The 21,844-nt window shown below is 64.6% G+C and carries 21 protein-coding genes; 12 read left to right on the top strand and 9 right to left on the bottom strand.

What is annotated here, in order from left to right:
* Window positions 1–66: 66 nt before the first annotated feature.
* The 4 genes from IV112_RS13325 to IV112_RS13310 are packed head-to-tail and all read left to right on the top strand — an operon-like array spanning window position 67 to window position 1,992.
* Complete coding sequence (locus IV112_RS13325) at window positions 67–633, top strand: RNA polymerase sigma factor (protein ID WP_081629060.1); 567 nt, start codon at window positions 67–69, stop codon at window positions 631–633.
* The gene (locus IV112_RS13320; RefSeq protein WP_304004037.1) at window positions 630–1,055 is read left to right on the top strand and encodes a DUF3619 family protein; all 426 of its coding nucleotides are present in this window, start codon (window positions 630–632) and stop codon (window positions 1,053–1,055) included. Before IV112_RS13325 ends, IV112_RS13320 begins: the two co-directional genes overlap by 4 nt.
* Window positions 1,055–1,507, top strand: coding sequence for a DUF3106 domain-containing protein (locus IV112_RS13315; protein WP_304004035.1), 453 nt, complete (start codon window positions 1,055–1,057; stop codon window positions 1,505–1,507). The genes IV112_RS13320 and IV112_RS13315 overlap by 1 nt, the downstream gene beginning before the upstream one ends.
* A gap of 53 nt (window positions 1,508–1,560) precedes the next feature.
* The gene (locus IV112_RS13310; RefSeq protein WP_020163607.1) at window positions 1,561–1,992 is read left to right on the top strand and encodes an RDD family protein; all 432 of its coding nucleotides are present in this window, start codon (window positions 1,561–1,563) and stop codon (window positions 1,990–1,992) included.
* A gap of 9 nt (window positions 1,993–2,001) precedes the next feature.
* On the opposite strand, the gene lptG is transcribed toward IV112_RS13310, so the two are convergent.
* Together lptG and lptF are read right to left on the bottom strand one after the other, a co-directional pair.
* On the bottom strand, window positions 2,002–3,075 hold the full coding sequence (gene lptG, locus IV112_RS13305; RefSeq protein WP_020163606.1) for an LPS export ABC transporter permease LptG: 1,074 nt from the start codon (window positions 3,073–3,075) through the stop codon (window positions 2,002–2,004).
* A gap of 3 nt (window positions 3,076–3,078) precedes the next feature.
* The gene (gene lptF, locus IV112_RS13300) at window positions 3,079–4,161 is read right to left on the bottom strand and encodes an LPS export ABC transporter permease LptF (protein WP_020163605.1); all 1,083 of its coding nucleotides are present in this window, start codon (window positions 4,159–4,161) and stop codon (window positions 3,079–3,081) included.
* Window positions 4,162–4,287: 126 nt separating this feature from the next.
* On the opposite strand from lptF, the gene IV112_RS13295 reads away from it, so the two are divergent.
* From IV112_RS13295 to IV112_RS13280, 4 genes are read left to right on the top strand one after another with little or no spacing between them, the layout of a single operon-like run.
* Complete coding sequence (locus tag IV112_RS13295) at window positions 4,288–5,781, top strand: leucyl aminopeptidase (RefSeq protein WP_304004031.1); 1,494 nt, start codon at window positions 4,288–4,290, stop codon at window positions 5,779–5,781.
* A gap of 7 nt (window positions 5,782–5,788) precedes the next feature.
* Entirely contained in the window at window positions 5,789–6,208 is a 420-nt protein-coding gene (locus IV112_RS13290) for a DNA polymerase III subunit chi (protein WP_304004029.1), read from the top strand.
* Entirely contained in the window at window positions 6,205–6,819 is a 615-nt protein-coding gene (locus tag IV112_RS13285; RefSeq protein ID WP_304004028.1) for a hypothetical protein, read from the top strand. Before IV112_RS13290 ends, IV112_RS13285 begins: the two co-directional genes overlap by 4 nt.
* A 29-nt stretch (window positions 6,820–6,848) precedes the next feature.
* Entirely contained in the window at window positions 6,849–9,791 is a 2,943-nt protein-coding gene (locus tag IV112_RS13280) for a valine--tRNA ligase (RefSeq protein WP_304004025.1), read from the top strand.
* 104 nt (window positions 9,792–9,895) lie between these two features.
* On the opposite strand, the gene IV112_RS13275 is transcribed toward IV112_RS13280, so the two are convergent.
* From IV112_RS13275 to IV112_RS13265, 3 genes are all read right to left on the bottom strand, one after another.
* Complete coding sequence (locus IV112_RS13275) at window positions 9,896–10,600, bottom strand: glutathione S-transferase family protein (RefSeq protein WP_304004024.1); 705 nt, start codon at window positions 10,598–10,600, stop codon at window positions 9,896–9,898.
* Window positions 10,601–10,635: 35 nt separating this feature from the next.
* Complete coding sequence (locus tag IV112_RS13270) at window positions 10,636–10,863, bottom strand: sulfurtransferase TusA family protein (protein WP_019919427.1); 228 nt, start codon at window positions 10,861–10,863, stop codon at window positions 10,636–10,638.
* A 101-nt stretch (window positions 10,864–10,964) separates the two neighbouring features.
* The gene (locus IV112_RS13265) at window positions 10,965–12,419 is read right to left on the bottom strand and encodes a M48 family metalloprotease (protein WP_304004021.1); all 1,455 of its coding nucleotides are present in this window, start codon (window positions 12,417–12,419) and stop codon (window positions 10,965–10,967) included.
* A 208-nt stretch (window positions 12,420–12,627) separates the two neighbouring features.
* Between IV112_RS13265 and IV112_RS13260 the strand changes: the two genes are divergently transcribed.
* The 4 genes from IV112_RS13260 (at window position 12,628) to IV112_RS13245 (ending at window position 15,777) form a co-directional block, all read left to right on the top strand.
* Window positions 12,628–13,098: a response regulator gene (locus IV112_RS13260; protein WP_304004020.1), complete on the top strand. Its 471-nt coding sequence runs from the start codon at window positions 12,628–12,630 to the stop codon at window positions 13,096–13,098.
* Entirely contained in the window at window positions 13,095–13,598 is a 504-nt protein-coding gene (gene moaC / locus IV112_RS13255) for a cyclic pyranopterin monophosphate synthase MoaC (RefSeq protein ID WP_304004018.1), read from the top strand. Before IV112_RS13260 ends, moaC begins: the two co-directional genes overlap by 4 nt.
* 150 nt (window positions 13,599–13,748) lie before the next feature.
* Window positions 13,749–15,239 (top strand): CYTH and CHAD domain-containing protein, encoded by a 1,491-nt coding sequence (locus tag IV112_RS13250; RefSeq protein WP_304004016.1) that lies wholly within the window; start codon window positions 13,749–13,751, stop codon window positions 15,237–15,239.
* A 79-nt stretch (window positions 15,240–15,318) separates the two neighbouring features.
* Window positions 15,319–15,777, top strand: coding sequence for a SixA phosphatase family protein (locus IV112_RS13245; RefSeq protein ID WP_304004013.1), 459 nt, complete (start codon window positions 15,319–15,321; stop codon window positions 15,775–15,777).
* Here IV112_RS13245 and IV112_RS13240 read toward each other — a convergent pair.
* The 4 genes from IV112_RS13240 to IV112_RS13220 all read right to left on the bottom strand — a co-directional run bounded on the left by IV112_RS13240 (window position 15,764) and on the right by IV112_RS13220 (window position 21,803).
* On the bottom strand, window positions 15,764–16,828 hold the full coding sequence (locus IV112_RS13240) for an O-antigen ligase family protein (protein ID WP_304004011.1): 1,065 nt from the start codon (window positions 16,826–16,828) through the stop codon (window positions 15,764–15,766). The two genes, IV112_RS13245 and IV112_RS13240, sit on opposite strands and share 14 nt — an antisense overlap.
* A 331-nt stretch (window positions 16,829–17,159) precedes the next feature.
* Window positions 17,160–17,594, bottom strand: a complete 435-nt coding sequence (locus IV112_RS13235) for a pilin (RefSeq protein ID WP_368500491.1) — start codon at window positions 17,592–17,594, stop codon at window positions 17,160–17,162.
* Between the two features lie 188 nt (window positions 17,595–17,782).
* The gene (locus IV112_RS13225; protein WP_304004009.1) at window positions 17,783–19,417 is read right to left on the bottom strand and encodes an HD family phosphohydrolase; all 1,635 of its coding nucleotides are present in this window, start codon (window positions 19,415–19,417) and stop codon (window positions 17,783–17,785) included.
* Window positions 19,418–19,430: 13 nt separating this feature from the next.
* Window positions 19,431–21,803 (bottom strand): GspE/PulE family protein, encoded by a 2,373-nt coding sequence (locus IV112_RS13220; protein ID WP_304004008.1) that lies wholly within the window; start codon window positions 21,801–21,803, stop codon window positions 19,431–19,433.
* Between the last annotated feature and the right edge of the window lie 41 nt (window positions 21,804–21,844).

Genomic DNA, 21,844 nt, shown 5'->3' with positions numbered 1-21,844 from the left:
TCGGCATCGCACGGGCCTGACCGCCCGCTCCGCAGCGATCGCCACCCACCCTGAGAAAGACACATCCTGGCATCTCGCGAAGAACTTTCCGGCTTTCTCGCCGCGGTCGAACGGCGCGCCTTCAAACAGGCCGTATTCGCGCTGCGCGACGACGAATCCGCACTCGATGCCGTGCAGGACGCGATGATGAAGCTCGCGGAAAAGTACGCCGACCGCCCGGCGGAAGAGTTTCCGATGCTGTTCCAGCGCATCCTGCAGAACGTGATCCGCGACATGTTCCGGCGGCGCAAGGTGCGCTCGACCTGGACCACGCTGCTGTCGTCCTTTACCGGCTCCGACGAGGACGACGATTACGACCCGCTCGACAACATGGTGATCGACGAGCCGTCGGAACTGGGTCGTACGCCGGAGCAGAACCTCGAACAGAGCGAGGTGATGGCTCTGATAGAGCGTGAAATATCCCGCCTCCCGACGCGTCAACGCGAAGCTTTTCTGATGCGTTACTGGGAAGAATTGGACATTGCCGAAACGGCCGCCGTCATGGGCTGTTCGGAAGGCAGCGTCAAGACGCATTGCTCGCGCGCGACCCACGCGCTCGCTGCCGCCCTCAAACTGCGTGGCATCAAGCTATGAAATCCACCGTTCGAACGACATTTCCGTCCGCGGCGACCGACGAGGCCGCGATCGGCCAGCGCGTGCACGCGGCGCTCGAAGCCTCCTGCACCGAACTGCCCCCCGACATCGTGTTCCGCCTGCGCCAGTCACGCGAGCGGGCACTGGCTGCTGCCACGCCGCGTCGCCGACTGGCATGGCTGCCCCGTCTTGCCGGTCTGCCGGGCAATCTGGGCGGCGGATGGCTGCGCGACGGACTGGCGCCGACCGTCGGCATTCTGATGCTCGCACTGATCGCCGCCCTGGCCAGCCAGCAATCGCAGGACGAGCGCTTCAACGAATCCCTCGATATCGACAGCGCCCTGCTGACCGATGACCTGCCCATCGACGCCTACCTCGACCGCGGTTTCGGAGCCTGGCTCGACAGCCAGGGCAGATCCTGATGCGACGCAAGTTTGCCGGTGCGCTGCTTGCAGCCACCCTCGCCTGCGCCAGCGCGTCGGCACAGACCCGGGCGCCGGGCTGGCATCAGCTCGATCAGGCTGAACAGGCCATCCTGTCGCCGCTGGCAGCCGACTGGGACAGCTTCGACGCCGAACGCCGTCGCAAATGGCTCGACCTCGCCGCCCGCTATCCGTCGATGACGGTGGAAGAACAGTCGCGGATGCGCGCGCGCATGAGCTACTGGGGCAGCCTGACGCCGCAGGAGCGTATCGAGGCACGCGAGCGCTACAAGCGCCTGCAGGCAATGCCCGCCGACCAGCGCGAAACGTTGCGTCGGCAATGGGAGGCCTACGAAGGGCTGTCGCCCGAGGAACGCAGCCGGCTCGGCGCGGCCCAACGCCCGGGCAGCAAGGCGCCGGGCGCGGCGGCGGCGGCGCCGGTCCGCAAGTAAACAGGCAGCTTCGCCGTCCAATTCATAACGCGGCCACGCCGCACCGCTTCCACATGTCAGAAACGACCCGTTATCCGGCGGCCGGCCTGCGCCGGCGCCTCGCATCGCTGCTCTACGAATCCCTGCTGCTGCTTGGTGTGCTGGCGGCCGGTTTCATGCTGCCCTATCTGATCGTCGGGCTGTTCTTCGAACTGGCGCCGCAGGGCTGGTTCGCCTGGCTGCACATCCTGCTGCTGCTTGGCCTGTATTTCGTTCACTACTGGCGCCGTGGCGGACAGACGCTCGCCATGCAGACCTGGGGGATACGTGTCGTCGACGCGACGCAGGACAGGCCGCCCGAACTGAAACGCGCGCTCGCGCGCTATCTGCTGAGCTGGCCGTCGCTGCTGTTCTGCGGCGTCGGGCTGTTCTGGGCCTTGTTCGACCGCGACCGCCAGTTCCTGCACGACAGACTGGCCGGCACCCGGGTTATCCGCATCAAGTGAGCGGAGCGCTCAACGGCGGTCCTCCCACCACAGCATGGCCGCCGCAGCGAACACGAAGAGGAAGCCGGGCGTCAGTGCCGCCGCATAAGGCGGCCACGAGTTGATCGCGCCGAGGTTCGAGAACAGGCCGTTCAGCATATGGAACAGCACGCCTATCATCACGCCGGTGAACACCTTGATGCTGACCGCCGCATTGCGGTTGTGCATGTAGGCGAAGGGCAGCGCGAGCGCCAGCATGACGAAGCAGGCAAGCGGATAGCTGAATTTCTTCCACAGCGCGATTTCGTAGCGGCCGGTCTCCTGTCTGTTGTCCGACAGGTGCCGGATGTAGTGCCACAGCTTCCACGCCGACATCCGCTCCGGCACCACCAGCATCACGCTCATCACATCCGGACTGAGATCGGAATCCCACACCAGTGTGTCCGACTTGCTCACCTTGGCGCCGTTCTCCGAGAAGTCCGTGCGGGTGACGTCGGTGAGCACCCATCCGGCAGGCGCCTGGTAGCCGCCGCTTGCCGCCTCCAGGACGGACAGCAGTTCCCGGCTGTCGTTGAACTCGAAAATGCGGATCTTGCGCAGCACCCCCTCGGGCGTGACGCTGCCGATATTGACGAAATCGTGGCCGTCCTTGACCCAGAAGCCGCTGCGGAACTCGCCGGTGAGCAACTGCGAACGGGCCGACAGCTTCAGTTCCTGCGCCGCCCGCTCGGCCGGTGGCGCGATGAATTCGCCAGTGACGAAGGTGAGCAGCACGAAGGGCAGGCCGATGCGTGCAAGCAGACGCAGGATGCGACCGGTCGACATCCCCGACGCACGCAGCACGGTGATTTCCGAATGGCGCGACAGCGTGGTCAATGAGTACAGCGCGCCGATCAACACCGCGATCGGCAGCGTTTCGTACACACGACCGGGCATGGTCAGCACCGTGTACATCACCGCGTGCTGCAGGCCGTAATTGCCGCGCCCCAGGTTATCGAGCTCGTTGATCAGGTCGAAGAAACCGAACAGCCCGAGAAAGGCCGCCAGCACCAGCAGTGTGGCCAGGGCGACTTCGCGGCGGATGTAGCGTTCGTGGATCAGCATCGATCAACGCCCCAGCCAGGTGCGCGGCAAGTGGCCATACATGCGCCAGGCGAACATGCCGGCCAGCAGCAGGAACATGCCGCCGTGCAGCGTCCACAGCACGCCGCCGAAGGACAGCTTGCCCTGCGACACCCAGGCCTGGGTGATGCTCAGCAGATTCGAATAGACGAGATAGATCAGCAGCGCCATCAGCAGATTGTTGGCGCGCCCGGCGCGCGGATTGACGAAAGACAGCGGGATGGCAAGCAGGGCCAGATTCAGCGCAGCAATCGGCAGACCGATGCGGAAAGCCAGCTCGCCCATGTTCGGTGCGGTCGGGTCGGCCAGCAGTTCCTCGACCGTCAGCAGGTAGGGGCGCGACTCGACACCCTGCGCCTCCTTCGTTTCGATCCGCACCGCGTAGCGTTCGAATTCCATCACCCGGTACTCCGGGCTGCCCGGCTCGCCCTCGTAGCGGCGCCCGTTCAGCAGCACGACGAAGCGGTCGCCGGACTCCATCGTCTGCGTGTAGCCGTCGCCGGCCACGATGACGCCGACCTTGCCCTTGTCGGTCGTGCTGACGAAGATGTTCTTGACCGCACCATCGGTGCCGTCACCACTCTCGACGAAGAACACCCGGTTGGCCTGCGAGGACTCGCGGAAGCTGCCTGGCGACATCTGCGCCACGTCGTCGCGGTTGCTCATGCGGGTGCGGAATTCGGCACTTTTCACCTGCGACCACGGCGCCAGATACAGCGACAGCACCCCGACCGCGATCACCATGGGCAGCGCGAACAACAGCACCGGCCGCACCCAGGCCGACAGGGGCAGGCCGGTGGCGAACCACACCACCATCTCCGAATCCCGCCAGCTGCGGGACATTGCCAGCAACACCGATATGAACAGCGTCAGCGACAGGATCACGCCCAGATAGCGCAGCGCGCCGAAGCCGAGCAGCGCCATCACCGCTTCCGATGCCACTTTCCCGCCGGCCGCCTGTCCGAGCAGGCGCACGAGCTGGGTGGACAGCACGATCGCGAACAGCGCGACGAACACCGTCAAAGCAGTACTGGCGAATTCGCGCAGGGCGGCGCGCTGGAAGATCAAGCCTGGGGCTCCGTGCGGAACGCCTTCGCGCAAAGGCGCGTCAGGCCGTTCTTTTTTGACTCGCGCGCGGCTTCACGCCGATAATCGGACGACTTGAAGCAGCGCGAACTGATAGAGGAGAAGCGGGTGGAATTTAGCATAAAGAGCGGCAGCCCCGAGAAACTGCGCACCGGCGCCCTGGTCGTGGGTGTGTTCGAGTCGCGCAAACCGGGCGCGGCAGCCGCGGCGCTCGACGCCGCCAGCAAGGGCCGCATCACCGACATCCTCGGCAGCGGCGACATGGACGGCAAGTCCGGCAGCACGCTGCTGCTGCACAAGCTGCCGGGCATCGCGGCCGAGCGCGTACTGCTGGTCGGTCTGGGCAAGGAAAAGGAATTCGGCCTCAAGGAATACCGCGACGCCGTCGCCGCCAGCGTGCGTGCGCTGCGCGACACCGGCGCCAGCGACGCAGTGAGCACGCTGGCCGAAGTCGCCCCGCGCAAGGTCGGCACGACCGGTGCATTGCGTCAGGCGGCCATCGTCGCCCTCGACGTGCTGTATCGCTACGACACCCACGCCCGTAACAAGAAGGACGAATCGCGCGCACTGGCCGCACTCGGCTTCACGTTGCCCAAGAAAACCGCGGCATCAGCCGCTGCCGAGGCACTGGCCCAGGGCGAGGCAATCGGTCACGGCATGGCGCTGGCGAAGACGCTCGGCAACCTGCCACCCAATGTCTGCACGCCGACCTATCTCGCCGAACAGGCGCTCGAACTGGGCAAGAAGTCGGACATCGCGGTCACCGTGCTCGACCGCGCCGACATCCAGAAGCTGGGCATGGGCTCCTTCCTGTCGGTCGCTGCCGGCTCGCGCCAGCCGCCCAAGTTCATCGTGATGGAGTACCGCGCCGGCAAGAAGAACGAGGCGCCCATCGTGCTGGTCGGCAAGGGCATCACCTTCGACACCGGCGGCATTTCGCTGAAGCCGGGCGAAGGCATGGACGAGATGAAGTACGACATGTGCGGCGCCGCCAGCGTGCTCGGCGCCTTCCAGGCGCTGGCCGCGATGAAGCTGCCACTGAACGTGATCGGCCTCATCCCGACCACCGAGAACATGCCGGGCGGCGCAGCCACGCGGCCCGGTGACGTGGTCAAGTCGATGTCCGGCCAGACCATAGAAATCCTGAATACCGACGCCGAAGGCCGGCTCATCCTGTGCGACGCGCTGACCTACGCCGAGCGCTACGAGCCTGCCTGCGTCATCGATATCGCGACGCTGACCGGCGCCTGCATCATCGCGCTGGGCCATGTCACCAGCGGCCTGATGGCCAACGACGACGCGCTGGCCGAAGAACTGCTGGCCGCCGGCCAGACCGCCTGGGACCGCGCCTGGCGCCTGCCGATCTGGGAGGATTATCAGGAGCAGCTGAAGAGCAACTTCGCCGACATGGGCAATATCGGTGGCCGCCCCGCCGGGTCGATCACCGCCGCCTGCTTCCTTGCCCGTTTTGCGAAGAAGTTCAAGTGGGCGCATCTGGACATCGCCGGTACCGCCTGGAAGAGCGGCAAGGAAAAAGGCGGCACCGGTCGTCCGGTACCGCTGCTGACCCACTTCCTGCTCGAACGCGCCGGCAAGCTCTGAGGCACGCATGGCGGTCGCCGAATTCCACCACGACGCGCCCGACAAGCTGCGCCACGCCTGCGCGCTGGTGGCGCAGTGGCATGCGGCCGGGCGTCGCGTGTGGATACATTGCGACAACGACGCGCTGGCCGCGCGGCTCGATCAGATGCTGTGGATCTTCGAGCCGCTGGCCTTCATCCCGCACGTGCGCGACGGCCACCCGCTGAGCGACGCGACGCCGGTGCGTATCGGCCGCGATCCTGCGTTGGCCCCGGCCGACGCGGTACTGCTCAATATGGCGCACGAGGTGCCAGCCGGCTTCGAGCAGCGCGCGCACATCGTCGAGATCGTCAGTCAGGACCCTGCCGACCGCGAGGCGGCGCGCACGCGCTTCGTGCGCTACCGGCAGGGCGGATTCGACATGCAGACACGAAAGGCTGAAGCATGAGCGACGACCTGATCGGCCGAGCCGATTCGCTGATGCGGCGCAGCCGCACCTTCGTCGCCGGCCGGGTCGCCCCGGCCGTGGTGGACGACGGCATCCCGCTGCTGACCGAGGAAGTGGATCTCGACACCCTGGTGCCGGAACCCGAGGACCGCAGCGCAGAAATCACCGCTACGGTGACTGCGGAGGTCACGGAGCGCGTAACGGCCGAGGTCACCGAACGGGTCACCGCGGAAGTGGCCGAACGCGTCACCGCCGAAGTGACGGAACGCGTAACCGGAGAGGTTGCGCGCTCGGTCGGCACCGAAGTCCGGGAACGTCTGCAGCAGACGACCTCCGACGCGCTTTCGCAGCAGTTTTCCGACCTGCCCGCACTGATCCAGAGCCGCATCGACGACTGGTGCGCGACCTCCCTGCCCACCCTGGTCAGCATCGAAATGCAGGTGGCGATCGAAGCGGCGCTGGGTGCCGCACTGCAGAGCGCGACCACCCGTATCCGCGAACAGGCGGTGCTCGATCTGCGCGAATCCATCGCCGCCGACATCGAAATCCGCAGCCAGGCTGTGCTCAACGCCACGGTCGAACCATCGGACCAGCCCGACCAGCCCCTATAATCGCGGGTTTGCATCCACGCAGACCCGTCATGACGCTGGCCAAGAGCTTCGAACCGGCCGACATCGAGCGCCGCTGGTACCCCGAGTGGGAATCGCGCGGCTATTTCGCTGCCGGCCTGGACACCGACACCCCGAACAAGCCCAACTTCTGCATCCTGCTGCCGCCGCCGAACGTCACCGGCACGCTGCACATGGGCCACGGTTTCAACCAGACCCTGATGGATGCGCTCACGCGCTACCACCGCATGCGCGGCGACAACACGCTGTGGCAGCCGGGCACCGACCACGCGGGCATCGCGACCCAGATCGTGGTCGAGCGCCAACTCGACGCCCAGGGCATTTCGCGCCACGACCTCGGCCGCGAGGTGTTCGTGAAGAAGGTGTGGGAGTGGAAGGAATTTTCCGGCTCGACCATCACGCGCCAGATGCGCCGCCTGGGCACCTCGCCCGACTGGACGCGCGAACGCTTCACGATGGACGAAGGCCTGTCGAAGATCGTCACCGAAACCTTCGTCCGCCTGCATGAAGAAGGTCTGATCTACCGCGGCAAGCGCCTCGTGAACTGGGACCCGGTGCTGGGCACCGCGGTGTCCGACCTCGAAGTGGTGCAGGAAGAGGAAGCCGGTTCGCTGTGGCACATCCGCTATCCGCTGGCCGATGGTTCCGGGCATCTGACCGTGGCCACGACCCGTCCCGAAACCATGCTGGGCGACGTCGCCGTCATGGTGCATCCGGAGGACGAACGCTACAGCGCGCTGATCGGCAAGACGGTGAAGCTGCCGCTGACCGACCGGGAGATTCCGGTCATCGCCGACAGCTACGTCGATCGCGAATTCGGCACCGGCGTGGTCAAGGTGACCCCGGCGCACGATTTCAACGACTACGCGGTCGGCCAGCGTCATGGTCTCACCATGATTTCCATCCTGACGCTGGATGCGAAGATCAACGATAACGCGCCGGAGAAATATCGCGGCCTCGACCGCTTTGCCGCGCGCAAGGCCATCGTCGCCGACCTCGAAGCAGCCGGCCTGCTGGAGAAGACCGACAAGCACACGCTGAAAGTGCCGCGCGGCGACCGCACCAATGCCGTGATCGAGCCCATGCTGACCGACCAGTGGTTCGTCGCGATGAGCAAGCCGGGCAGGGACGGCAAGAGCATCACGCAGAAGGCGCTCGACGTGGTGGCAAACGGCGAGATCCGCTTCCACCCGGAAAACTGGGTGAACACCTACAACCAGTGGCTGAACAACATCCAGGACTGGTGCATCTCGCGCCAGCTGTGGTGGGGCCACCAGATTCCGGCCTGGTATGACGAGCAGGGCAACGTGTTCGTCGCGCATTCCGAGGCCGAGGCCTACCAGAAGTATTTCGAGCACCTCGCGCAATCGAACCCGGACCTGAAGCGCCTCGCCGTCGCCACCGCAATGGCGCGCGAAATGTCCGGCGACACGCTGCCCGAGGTCGGCCGCAACTACGCGATCAAGGAAAACCTGCCGCTGCTCAAGCGCGACGAGGACGTGCTCGACACCTGGTATTCGTCGGCGCTGTGGCCCTTCTCGACGCTGGACTGGACACCGGACTGGGAGCCGGGCAACCCGGAGAAGAGCAATCCCGCACTCGACCTCTACCTGCCGTCGTCGGTGCTGGTGACCGGTTTCGACATCATCTTCTTCTGGGTGGCACGCATGGTCATGATGACCACCCACATCACCGGCCGGATTCCGTTCCGCGACGTCTATGTGCATGGCCTGATCCGCGACGCGGAAGGCCAGAAAATGTCGAAGTCCAAGGGCAACGTGCTGGACCCGATCGACCTGATCGACGGCATCGCGCTCGACGAGCTGGTGAAGAAACGCACCACCGGCTTGATGAACCCGAAGCAGGCGGAGCAGATCGAAAAGCGCACGCGCAAGGAGTTTCCGGACGGCATCCCCGCCTTCGGCACTGACGCGCTGCGCTTCACCTTCGCCTCGCTCGCCAGCCCCGGCCGCGACATCAAGTTCGACATGCAGCGCTGCGAGGGCTACCGCAACTTCTGCAACAAGCTGTGGAACGCCACCCGCTTCGTGCTGATGAACTGCGAAGGCCAGGACTGCGGCATGGCGCCGTGCAACGAAGACTGCGGCCCGGACGGCCCGCTGCACTTCCAGGCGCCCGACCTGTGGATCGTCAGCGAGCTGCAGCGGGTCGAGGCCGAAGTCGAGAAGCAGTTCGGCGACTACCGCTTCGACCTGGTGGCGCAGGCGATCTACCGTTTCGTCTGGGACGAGTACTGCGACTGGTATCTTGAACTGGCCAAGGTGCAGATCCAGAACGGCACACCGGCCCAGCAGCGCGCCACCCGTCGCACGCTGCTACGCGTGCTCGAAACCGTGCTGCGTCTGGCTCACCCGCTCATTCCCTTCATCACCGAAGAGCTGTGGCAGACGGTGGCCCCGCTGGCCGATCGCAAGGACGGCGAGTCAATCCAGCTGGTGCGCTACCCGCAGGCCAATCTGAGCCGCATCGACGCGACCGCCGACGCCTGGGTGGCGGAACTGAAGACCATGATCGACGCCTGCCGCAGCCTGCGTGGCGAAATGGGCGTGTCGCCGGCGACCAAGGTGCCGCTGCTGGCCGCCGGCAAAACCGAGGCGATCCGTGGCTATGCGCCCTACCTGGCCGCGCTCGCCAAGCTCAGCGAAGTGCAGGCGGTGGGCGATGCGCTGCCCGATTCGCCGGCGCCGGTGCAGGTGGTGGGCGATTTCCGTCTGATGCTGAAGATCGAGATCGACGTCGCTGCCGAGCGCGAACGCGTCGGCAAGGAGATTGCCCGCGTCAAGGGCGAGATCGCGAAATGCGAAGCCAAGCTCGGCAACGAGAGCTTCGTCGGCCGCGCCCCGGCCGCCGTGGTCGATCAGGAGCGCAAGCGCCTCGCCGATTTCGGCGATCTGCTGGTCAAGCTGGAAGAGCAGCTGGGGCGGTTGGGGTGACGCGAGGGGCTGGGGGCTAGGGGTTTGGGGCTAGCGGATTGCGGGCGGCAAAGCCGCCCGGAGACTTTTCTAGTCCCCAGTCCCTGACCCCTAGCCCCTGCCCCCTAGCCCCTCCAATAAACCTCCCTCATCCGCTCGCAGTAGCGCACGATGGACGGATAGTCGCGCTCGATCAGCCGCTTGAACGGAATGTCCACATCGACGAATACGACGTTCGCCAACATGCCGTAGGCGGTCGCGTCGATGCTGGAGGGCTCGCCGAACACGAAAGGTTTGTCGCCGAGCACGGTGGCGACGGCGTCGATGTCGCGCATGCCCATTTCGGTGATTTCGTCGGCGGTATGCCGGCCCACACCCGCCGCCTTCACCTGCTTCACCATGCCGCCGCGCGCGAGCGCCGGCACGAACCACTTGTACGGCGCCCCCATGCCACCGAAAAAGGCGTCGCGCGTGGCCGGCCAGTAACGGTCGTCGGCCCAGCGGAAATGGAGCACGCACCAGTAGGCGTGTTCCTCCAGCGTGCGCTGGAGCATCAGCGATTGCGCGCGCTGGTTGCGGTCGAGGTGGTCGTCCAGCGCCACACCGTGGCGCCGTTTCAGGTGATCGATGATGAGCCCGCTGTCCGCGAGCACGGTGCCATCGTCGTCGATGATGTGCGGCAGCTTGCCTTTGGGCGCCTTGCCCAGATTCATCGTGTAGACGTTCTCGTAGGGCAGCCCGGCCATGCGCAGCCAGGTTTCGAGCTTCAGGCAGAAGCCGCTCGCATTGGGCAGGCCCATCGCCGGGGGAAACTGGAAAAGACGGATCATGTTTCCCCCCGTTGTTCTGGCGCCGGCCGCTGCGCTTACTTGCGTCGCAGCAGGAAGAAGAATTCCTTGTTCGCTTCGCCGCTGTCGAGCAGGGTGTTGCCCGTCTGCCGCGCGAACGCCTCGAAATCGCGCACCGCGCCGGGATCGGTCGCCACCACGCGCAGCACCTGACCGCTGCTCAGTTCAGACAGCGCTTTCTTGGTGCGCAGGATGGGCAGCGGACAGTTCAGGCCACGCGCATCCAGTTCCTTGTCGAATTCCATGTTTCACCCCGTGCTTGGAGCGGCGTTTATACCCGCTGTCGCGGCGGGGATCAACGCCACGGCTTCGAGTCCGGGCGCCCGGTCGTCATCCGCCTGGCCGCCTACATGCCGTCGCGCCGCTGCTCGGCGAGCCGCTCGCGCAGTTCGCGCAGCCGCGCATCGACCGCAGACTGCTGGTAGAAATCCCCGTCGGCAGCGCGCTGGGCCAGTTCGAGCTGTTCGATGGCGGCCTGATACTGCCCATTCAGCACATAGGCCTCGGCCTGCGCACGGTGCTGCGCCAGGCGCTTGCCGAGCAGCGCATAGGTCCGCGCCTGGTACTGGTAGAGCTGTGGGTCCTGGGTAGTGACGGACACCTCGCCATTGACGACCGTCAGCGCCTCGTCCGGACGATTGTCGGCCAGCAGCGCCTCGATCAGTCCATACAGCAGCGCGCGCGAACGCGCGGATCGGCTCAGTCCGTCACGGAAGCGCTCGACAGCCTCGGCCGGGCGACCGGCGTCCAGGCTGATGCGCCCGCCCAGGTTGTCGAGCATCGACGACGCAAAGCCGTCGGCGCGCAAGCCATCGAGTTCCTGCTGCGCGCGCTTGAAATCGCGCAAGCGCAGTGCCGCGTGCGCCAGGCCGAAGCGCGCGGCGACGCGCGCGTTGCCCTGGACATCGCGCAGCCGGCTCTCGAACTCGGCCATCGCCTCGCGCGCATCACCATCGTAGGCACGCAGCTTGGCGCGCACCAGCAGGAAATCGATGCTGTCCGGCACCTGCCGGTAGGCGGTCTGCTGGATGCGCGCAGCCGCGTCGGCGATACGCTCGGTAGTCAGCGGGTGGGTGCGCAGGTAGGCCGGCGAATTCGCTTCGTAGAAGCGCACCGAGCGCTGCATGCGCTCGAAGAAGGCTGCCATGCCGCGCGTGTCGAAGCCGGCGCCGTCCAGCATCTGGATGCCGATACGGTCCGCTTCGCGTTCGAAGTCGCGCGTATAGGCAAGCTGGGTTGCGATGTTCGCCGCCTGACCGCCGACCAGCGCAGCCTGCGCTGCCTGCGAGTTGCCGCGTGCGGCAAGCGCCGCGATGATGAGCGAGGCGATCGCGATGACGCTCATTTCGCCACGCTTGGAATACAGCCGTGCGATGTGCCGCTGCGTCACGTGCGAAATTTCGTGCGCGATCACCGAAGCAAGTTCGGATTCGCTCTGCGCGGCGACGATGAGGCCCGTATGCACGCCGATGAAACCGCCGGGCCAGGCGAAGGCGTTCAGCGTCGGGTCGCGGAGCGCGAACAGTTCGAAGCTCTGTGTCGAATCCGGCAACTTGGACACCAGTCGGTCGGCCAGCTGGTTCAGGTAGCCGTTGATCTCCGGATCGTTGATGTAGCTGCGCTCGCGCACCCGCATGTCGCGCCACAGCGATTCGCCGATGCGACGTTCGAGCGACGGCGGCAGATCAGCCTGGGCGACGTCGCCCAGATCGGGCAACGTATTGGCTGGCGCGGCAAGCGGCAGCAGAAGCAGCACGGCGACCGCCTTGCGCAGCCGGCGGGAGGACAGGAAGTGACTCATGGCGATGCTATGATAACGGGCAGGCGTGAACGGTCGTTCGGCAGCAGGTGAGCATTCGTCAGCGATCCGTTACCGCGTGTGACGCTGCCCCGCAAACAGAGGCGGCGCAACAAGAACGGCAGCACAGAAGGTCCGGCCGGCGCAGCGCGACGACCGACATGGTAGCCGGCCTGGCCGGTCCTCTCACCACTCAACGCCTACGTCTCCGATGTCGTCGATTCCGGTTGGTTCGCACGCCCTGCTGCTGATTGAAGATGTACCCGAAGACGTGAAGCTCATCACCACGGCGCTGCGTAACATCGTGCCGAGCGAGCAGATCCAGATCGCCGCCTCCGGTGAGGAAGGACTGGACTATCTGTTCGGGCGCGGAGCCTTCGTCGGGCGCGACACACGTTACCAGCCGGCGCTGGTGATGCTGGATCTGACGCTGCCGCGCATCGACGGGCTTGAGGTGCTGCGACAGGTGCGGGCCGACCCGCAGACGCACGTGCTGCCGGTGGTCATGGTGTCGGCATCGTCGCAGCAGCGCGATATCCGCACCGCCGCGCAACTCGGCGCCAACAGCTTCGTGCGCAAGTCGCTTGATTTCGTCAGTTTTTCCGAAACGCTCACCCTGCTCGCCCGCTACTGGCTCGAGTTGAACATCCCCCCACCCCACCCGTCCGCAATGACACGATGAGCGCCGACGACTCCCAGACCCCGCGGTCTCCGCTGACCCATTTCGACGCCCAGGGCCAGGCCCACATGGTCGACGTCGGCGACAAGGCGCACACCGCGCGCGTGGCGCGTGCTGCTGGCTCGATCACGATGCAGCCGGCCACCTTCGCGCTGGTACGCGACGGTAATGCAAAAAAGGGCGATGTGCTCGGTGTCGCGCGCATCGCCGGCATCCAGGCATCGAAGCGCACCTCCGATCTGATCCCGCTGTGCCATCCGATCGCCCTGACCAAGGTGAGCGTCGAGTTCACGCTTGACGAGGCGACGAGCCGGGTGCTGTGCGAAGTCACCGCCCGCACCACCGGCCAGACCGGCGTCGAGATGGAAGCACTGACCGCCGCCAGCGTCGCACTGCTCACCATCTACGATATGTGCAAGGCGGTCGACCGCGGCATGCGCATCGGCGACATCCGTCTGCTGGAGAAGGCCGGCGGCAAGTCAGGGCACTGGACGGCCGACTGAAGCCGGTCGGCACAGGCGCCGCTCGGAGCAAGGCGGGGCTGGAATCGCCAGCACCTCGACGTGCAGCCGGGTCGAGGTGACGAAGAACACCGCTTTCGTTCTACCATCGGCCCGGTCGCGGGCACAGGACCCCGCTCAGGCACGGAAACGATGGCCCAGGAAATCGAACTCAAACTGGCGATGGCCGACGCCGGCTGGCGCGCATTCTCCCGCCACCCGCTGCTGCGCGAAGCAATCGCGCATCCGCACACGCAGACGCTGCGCAACCTCTATTTCGACACCCCCGATCTCGCACTGCGGCGCCAGCGCGTCGCGCTGCGCCTGCGTCGCGCTGGGCGGCGCTGGCTGCAGACAGTGAAGTGCGCCAGCGCATCGCGCGCAGGGCTGTCCTCGCGCCCGGAATGGGAACAGCCCTTCAGCGGGCACTTCGATTTCTCGGCCATCGACGACCCCGCACTGCGGACGGAACTCGAAACGCTGCGCGACCGCGGCGTGCTCATCACCGTGTTCGACACCACCTTCGAACGGCGCGAATGGCGCTTCCGCGCTGGCGGCGGTGAACTGCTGCTGATGGCCGATCGCGGTCACATCATCGCCGGCGAGCGCCGCGAAACCATTTCCGAACTCGAACTCGAACTGGCCGGTGCCCCGGTCGACACCCTGCTCGATTTCGCCGCCCGTCTCGCAGCAACGCTGCCGCTGCGCGCCGAGTCGCGCAGCAAGGCGCAACGCGGCTATGACCTGATGACCGGCGCCGCCCTCGAGCCGGTGCGCGCCGGCCGCTCGCCGATAGACCCGGAGGGCTCGGCCGCGGACGCCTTCCGTGCTGTCGCGCTGGACTGCATCGCCCACTACCAGGCGAACGAACACGGCGCGCTGCACGGCGATGCGCCGGAATTCATCCACCAGATGCGCGTCGCGCTGCGCCGGCTGCGCAGCGCGTTGCGTGTGTTCGCGCCCGCGTTGCCGGACGGCAGCGCCGACGACCTTGCGCAGCACCTGCGTGCGCTGGCGTGCGAACTGGGCGAGTTGCGTGACCGCGACGTACTGCAGTCCGAACTGGTGGCGCCGCTGCTCGGGACGACAGCCACGCCAGAGCTGAACGAGCTCGCCCGCACGCTGCATGCCATTCGCAGCGAAGTGCGCGAGCGCGTCATCCGTGCCTTGCAGGACGGTCGGCAGGCGCGACTGATGATCGCGCTGCTCGACGTGCTGCACCGGCTCGACGAACGGCCGGACGCGCCGACGCTGGCCGCCCTCGCCAGAAAGCGTCTTGCGCGCGCCCATACCCGCATGATTGCCGCCGCCCGTCTGGCGAGATCGGGCGACATCGCCGCGCTGCACGCGCTGCGCATCGACGTGAAGCGGCTGCGCTACGCGCTCGAATTCAACCTGCCGCTGCTGCACGCCAATCGCGCCCGGCGCGCGCTCGAAACACTGGCGGCCGCGCAGGAGCAACTGGGTTTCATCAACGATCTCAGCCAGGCCGGCCCGCGCCTGCTGGCCGCCGCCGGCAGCGACCCGGCCCGGCTCGCTGCGGTCGCGCAGATCGCCGCCCATCACATGCCGCGCTACCGGAAAATCGTTGACGAGGCGCCAAAGCTGCTCAAGCGCCTGGAGCGCATGCCTCGCCCGCGCTGAATCCGGAGCTTCGTGTCATGCATCCGTCACGTCGCCTCACCACACTGCGCGCGCCCGACAAGAACACGAGGAGACATCGATGGAACTGATCCTGTGGCGCCACGCCGAAGCGCTCGACACCGTACCCGACGCCAGCCGCAAGCTCTCCGCGCGCGGCGAGAAGCAGGCCAAGCAGATGGCCGCCTGGCTGAAACCCCGCCTGCCGAAGAACACCCGCATCCTGGTCAGCCCGGCCACCCGTTGCCAGCAGACCGCGCAGGCACTGGAACTGGATTTCGAAACCTCACGGCTGCTGAGCACCGACGCGTCGGTCGCTGACCTGATCGCGGCGACCGAGTGGCCGACGGGCAGCGGGGCAGTTCTGGTGGTGGGGCATCAGCCGACGCTGGGGCGGGTGGCGGCGCTGTTGCTGTCGGGTGAGGAGGCGGAGTGGTCGGTGAAGAAGGGGGCAATATGGTGGATCACCAACCGCGTAAGGGATGGTGCAACTCAGCAAGTGCTGCGCTGTTGCCTGGGGACAGATCTTATTGACCAGTAAGCAGTCTGGACTGACTGTCAGCAGGGATCACGCCTTGTACCCAGAATCGGGGTAAGAACTGAGACGCCCCCATTTCGTCAAGGGTGGCCGTTTCCCACTTCCGGAGGTCCTGCAATTCCGGCAGACACAGTATTCCCAATGCGATGGCGCAAGCACAACACAATGCTCGCACCGCAAAGCCACGGTCCATTTCGAGGTACTGATCACGCGGCGTTAGAGAACCAAGCCATGCACATAAAAGGGCAAATAACGTCTGGCTGAATGGCATGACAAGAATGCCATCGAGTTGAGCTTGAATAAGGCCGCCCGTGATCGACGCAAGCAAAGCTGCACGCAGAGGGTTCCCGTGCTGACGACACACGCTCAGCTGCCTCAAACCTGCCCAAAAAACGACGTACACGAGCAAGATCGTGAGCGGCAGCCCCCATTCATAGGCCAACTGTAGAATGACATTGTGCGGGTGCGCCCCCACTCCATTATTGGTTGCAGCGAACATCATTGGACCTGCCCCCAGAAACGGCTGAGCAGCGATCCCCTTGAGCGAAAGAGACCAGAGTTCGTCACGTCTCGATAACTGTGCGCCTTCAGAAAGTCGCTCAACACCAACGAGGGCTACGCTTCCTTGCATTAAAAAAGGAACCACCAGAAACATCAGAAGATAGATCACCAAACCGCACACCGCAGCCACTATTGTTCCGCGGGCCAATTGCGCGCCGGCCGGTCCGACCATAGGTAGCGCCATTGTGACCAGACCCAAGGCAAGCCAACTCCCTCGCGTTCCAGATGCGATGGCGAAAGCCACCCACATCGCCACCACCACCCACAATGCGTGGCGCAGGATTTCCCTCGTTTTGTCCGCCTCGCGCAGAACCACGTGGACCATCAAGGGCAACGTTAACGTGACCCAATGGCCGAAAAAACGCGGATTCTCAAAACCGGAAAAAAAATCGCTCGGATAAAAAACAAAGACTTCCGATGCAAACGCCATCCATCGCGGCAAAAGGACCAATACAAGATAAAGTGCTGACAGACCGAACAGCAAGCTCGGCAACTGGGGCTCTGGACGCTCCCTTAGACGACAGAACCAGATCCAAGCACACCCTATGAGCGCCATGAAGTGGAGCGACTCAATAGCTCCCCAGCGACCGGCCCCGACCACACCGCTCAACAGTAGAAGTGATATCACCACAAACTTATTCGATATTCGTCTCGGCACCCGAAAAGAACAAAACGACATTAGCAAGACCAACACAACCTGCGCTATGCGAGACAAGTCATGAAAGTACCAATCGAGATGACTGGTAAGAAAAAACGGCACTATTGAGAATGCCAAAAAAAAACTCCCGACCAGCGGGAGTTTTTTTGAAACGACCTGCATTGCGTTAGGTACCAAGGCCCGTCTGGCGCTTGCCGCACGCATTTCCATTCATTGTTCCACTTACCGTCGTCGTCCAGGTCAGATTGGTTCCACCCAGCGCCCCAGGTGTGAGAGTTACGGTACAACCGGCAAGTTGGTTTGCCCCTGCAATCTGAATTGCCGCGGTGTCCGCGGTAATCGTGACGGTACCATTTGCGGGGTTGGTGATAGCTGGCAAACCGAGTTCGCCAACCGTATCACACGACGCCACAGCCCCTTCTCGCTGAACACATTCACCAATCGCAGCTTTAATTCCGCCAACCGAACTGATGTTATCCGTCCAGCGGGCTCGCGTGACGTAGTCCTGATACTGCGGAATCGCGATCGCCGCCAGAATGCCGATGATCGCGACCACGATCATCAGTTCGATCAGGGTGAAACCTTGCTGAACCTTTTTCATCACTCTCTCCTGTATTGAACGGAACGGGCGCGTCTGCGCTCAGGGTGATATCGAGCAAGGCGGGTGCCAGCTTTAGCACTTTTTTACAGTTCGCTGAAACACAAGGGTTTTTCGTTCCGGGCGCCGAGACACGTTTCGACACAGATGCTTTTGTCCTGCCGTTCACCGGCAGCATGTGACAAAAAACGTCAGTTCACCGCGTAGCCAGGAATGGCAGAAAGGTCGACGTGGTCGATCTGTTCCGGGTCCAGGAATTTCTCGGCGTAGCGCAGGTAGACCTGCTGGCGGACGAACACATCGAACAGGTCGGGGTCGATGTGGCCGTTGAGGCGGAACTTGCCGAGGATGTGCAGCGCTTCGGACAGCTTCATCGGCCGCTTGTACGGCCTGTCCTTTGCGGTCAGCGCTTCGAAGATGTCGGCGATGCCCATCACGCGGGCCTGCACGCTCATCTGCTCGCGGGTCAGACCGCGCGGGTAGCCCTTGCCGTCCATCCGTTCATGATGGCCACCTGCGTACTCCGGCACATTGGTCAGGTGGCGCGGCCAGGGCAGCGATTCGAGCATGCGTATCGTCGAAACGATGTGGTAATTGATGATTTCGCGCTCTGCGCCGGTCAGCGTGCCGGCGCGTATGGTCAGGTTCTCGACCTCGTCGGCGCTAAGGCAGGGATGGACGACGCCGTGGGCGTCGGTCCACGACCAGCGCCGTGCGATCGCGTGCACCCGCTCGACGTCAGCGTCGCTCATGCGCTCCGAGCCGATATTCGCTTGGCGCAGGAAGGTGCGGTCGCCCTCGACCTCATTGAGCAGATCGGTACCGTCGCGCTCGACCCGTTCCCGCATGGCAGGCGTCGGGTCCGGCCCGAGCGCCAGTTGCCGGCGCAGGGTGGCGAGTTCGATGTCGCGCCGTATCAGTTCGAAGCGCGCGTCGACCAGCTGGATGCGGTCGAATATGGTCTGCAGCTTGGTCGCCTTGTCGACCACGTGCACCGGCGTGGTCACCTTGCCGCAGTCGTGCAGCAGGCCGGCGATCTTCAGCTCGTAGCGGTCGGCGTCGGTCATCGTGAAGTCGGCCAGCGGGCCTTCGGTCGTGTCGTTGACCGCCTCGGCCAGCATCATGGTCAGCGTCGGCACACGCTGGCAGTGGCCACCGGTGTAGGGCGATTTTTCGTCGATCGCATTGTTGATCAACGTGATGAAGGATTCGAACAGCGCTTCGAGCTGGCTCACCAGTTGCCGGTTGGTCAGCGCAATGGCGGCCTGCGATGCAAGCGACTCGGCCAGCCGGCGATCGGAATCGGAAAACACGCCCACCACGCCACTCGCCGGGTCGACAGCGTTGATCAGTTGCAGCACGCCGATGACCCGACCTTCGTGGTTCATCATCGGCACGGTCAGGAAACTGGTCGAACGGTAACCGGTGCGGGCATCAAAAGCGCGAGTACCCGAGAAGTCGAAGCCTTCGGCCGCGTAGGCGTCGGCGATATTGACGGTACAGCGGTTCAGCGCGCAGTAGGCGGCGACCATGGACAGATTCGGCTGGCCACCCGGCAGATGCAGGGGCAGCGGTGGAAACACGATCCGCTTGCCGCTGGTGCCGCCCATCGCGATGCCGATCGAGTCGGTGCGCATGATTTCGAAGCGCAGATGCTCACCACTTTCGTCGGTTCGATACAGCGTGCCACCGTCGGCATGGGTGATGGCCTTGGCGGCGAGCAGTATCTTTTCGAGCAGCGCTTCGATATTGCGTTCGTTCGACAGTGCGGCGCCGATCTCGTTGAGATCCTCGAAGCGCCGCAGCAGGTCGTCGAACTTGTCCATGTGCCGCGGCGCGCTACTTGATGCAGACCGCGCGGACCTGCTTCATGTCGGTCAGCCCGGACAGCACCTTTTCCATGCCGTCCATCTTCAGCGTACGCATGCCCTCTTCCAGTGCCGTGGCGAGCATGGTGGCGACGCGTTCGCGTTCCTGGATGTTCTTCTTGATGCGGTCGGTGCCGAGCATCAGTTCGTGCAGGCCCAGCCGGCCGCGGTAGCCGGTATTGCTGCAGTCCGGGCAGCCCTTCGGCCGATACAGCGTGAAGCGCCCCTTGTCGTCGGCGTAGGCCTTGATCCAGTCCTTCAACACGCGATCCATCGCCCCTTCGGCGTCGACCTTGAAGTCGGCGGTATTGCGCAACTCCTCGCAGTACTCTTCGAGGAAGTGCTTCATTTCGGCGGCGTCCGGGTGATAGGCCTCCTTGCACTTCGGACACAGACGCTTGGCCAGCCGCTGGGCCAGGACGCCGAGCAGCGCGTCGGCAAAATTGAACGGGTCCATGCCCATGTCGAGCAGGCGGACGATGGATTCCGGTGCACTGTTGGTATGCAGCGTCGAGAACACCAGGTGACCGGTCAGCGACGCTTCGATGCCGATGGCCACGGTTTCCTTGTCGCGCATTTCACCGACCATGATCACGTCCGGATCGGCGCGCAGGAACGCGCGCATGATGGCGGCGAAATCGAGCCCCGCCTTCTTGTTGATCTGTACCTGACGCAGGCCCTTCTGCGTTATTTCGACCGGATCCTCGGCGGTCCAGATCTTGGTTTCCGGCGTGTTGATGTGGCTGAGGATGGAATGCAGCGTAGTCGTCTTGCCGGAGCCGGTCGGACCGCATACGAAGAACAGGCCGTAGGGCTTGCTCACCGCTTCCTTCAGTCGCGACAGGTTGTGCGGCAGTACGCCCAGCTTGTCGATCGGTATCGGCTCGCCGGCGGCGAGGATACGCATCACCACGTCCTCGACGCCGCCGGCCGACGGTATCGTGGCCACTCGCAGTTCGATGTCCAGCGGGCCGAACTTGCGGAACTTGATCTTGCCGTCCTGCGGCTTGCGGCGCTCGGAAATGTCGAGGTCGCACATGATCTTCAGGCGGGTGACCAGCGCGCTGCGGTAGCTGGCCGGCACCTCGATGTAGGGGTGCAAGGTGCCGTCCTTGCGGAAACGCACCTGGGTCTTGTCCTTGCCCGGGCGGGGTTCGATGTGGATGTCGGATGCGCCCTGCTGGTAGGCGTCGATGATGATCTTGTTCACCAGCCGGACCAGTTCGTTGTCGGCAGCGGCCGTGACGTCGTCGCCACCTGCGTCGTGCACCTCGTCCTCTTCCAGCATGTCGGACAGCAGGTCGCCGACACTGGTGTCGTCCATCGTGGACCCGTAGAACTGATCCAGCGTCTGCACGAATTCTTTCGTGGTGGTGACGCGAAAGACCAGCTTGGCCTTCGGGAAGATGTTGTTGACGACGCGCGCACCCTTCACCTTCTCCGGGTCGAGCGCAATGACGACGATGCCTTCGCTGGAGTCCTCCACGGGCACCCATTGCTGCTCTTCGAGGTACTCGCGCTTCAGGTTCCTGATCAGGTCGAAGGGTTTTACTCGCTCGGGCTTGAACGGCTCGTAGGCGACGCCGAAGAATTTCGACAGCGAGGCACCGATCGCCTGCTGCTTGACCTGGAAATCGCGTACCAGCACGTCCTCGACATCGACGCCCTTGCGCCGCGCCGCGCGCGAGGCGAGGTCGAACTCCTGCGGCGACATGACGCCATCGACGACCAGATAGTCGTATTTCGACTTGACCACGTGCGTCGGCTTGCTGCGTTGCTGGAAAGCCACTGCCAGCGTGTGCGCCATGCTCAGCAGGCCTTCTTCGGCCAGCGCCGAGAAGGGCTGGCCGGACTTGTTGTTGATCAGCTGGACCACGCCCAGCAGATCCTTCTTCTCTGGGTCGAGAATCGGCGCGACCAGCATTTGCTTGGTGCGGTAGCCGGTCTTCTTGTCCACGCCGTCGAGGAACTTCAGGCTGGACGAATGCGACCTCAGCTCGGCCTCGTCGTAGACGTCGCGGATGTTGAGCAGCTTGCGGCTCATGCCGACGAAGCCGGCGATCGACTGCTCGGTCAGCGGCAGGCGCAGATCCTTGAACGAATTCAGACCGGTCTTGACCTTGGACACGATGGTCGACCGGTCGTCGCCCAGCACGTAGATGGTCAGGCGGTCGGCGTTGAACAGCGCAGAAATTTCCTGCGACAGTTCAAGCATGATTTCGTCGATGTTGGTGGTGGCGTGAATCTTGGTCGTCACGCCCTGCAGGTTCTTGAAGAACGCCAGCCGGCTCGACACATCGCTCATCGCGCCCAGATCGCTCGCCGGCGGTAGTACTGCACTCATTTGTTCACCCCGTCACCGCTGACCCGCGCGGCCGTCCTGCC

Source organism: Methyloversatilis discipulorum (assembly GCF_018780585.1).
Lineage (GTDB): Bacteria > Pseudomonadota > Gammaproteobacteria > Burkholderiales > Rhodocyclaceae > Methyloversatilis > Methyloversatilis discipulorum_B.
The sequence above is the reverse complement of the archived record's forward strand: the minus strand, read 5'-3'. Positions and strand labels throughout refer to the sequence as shown.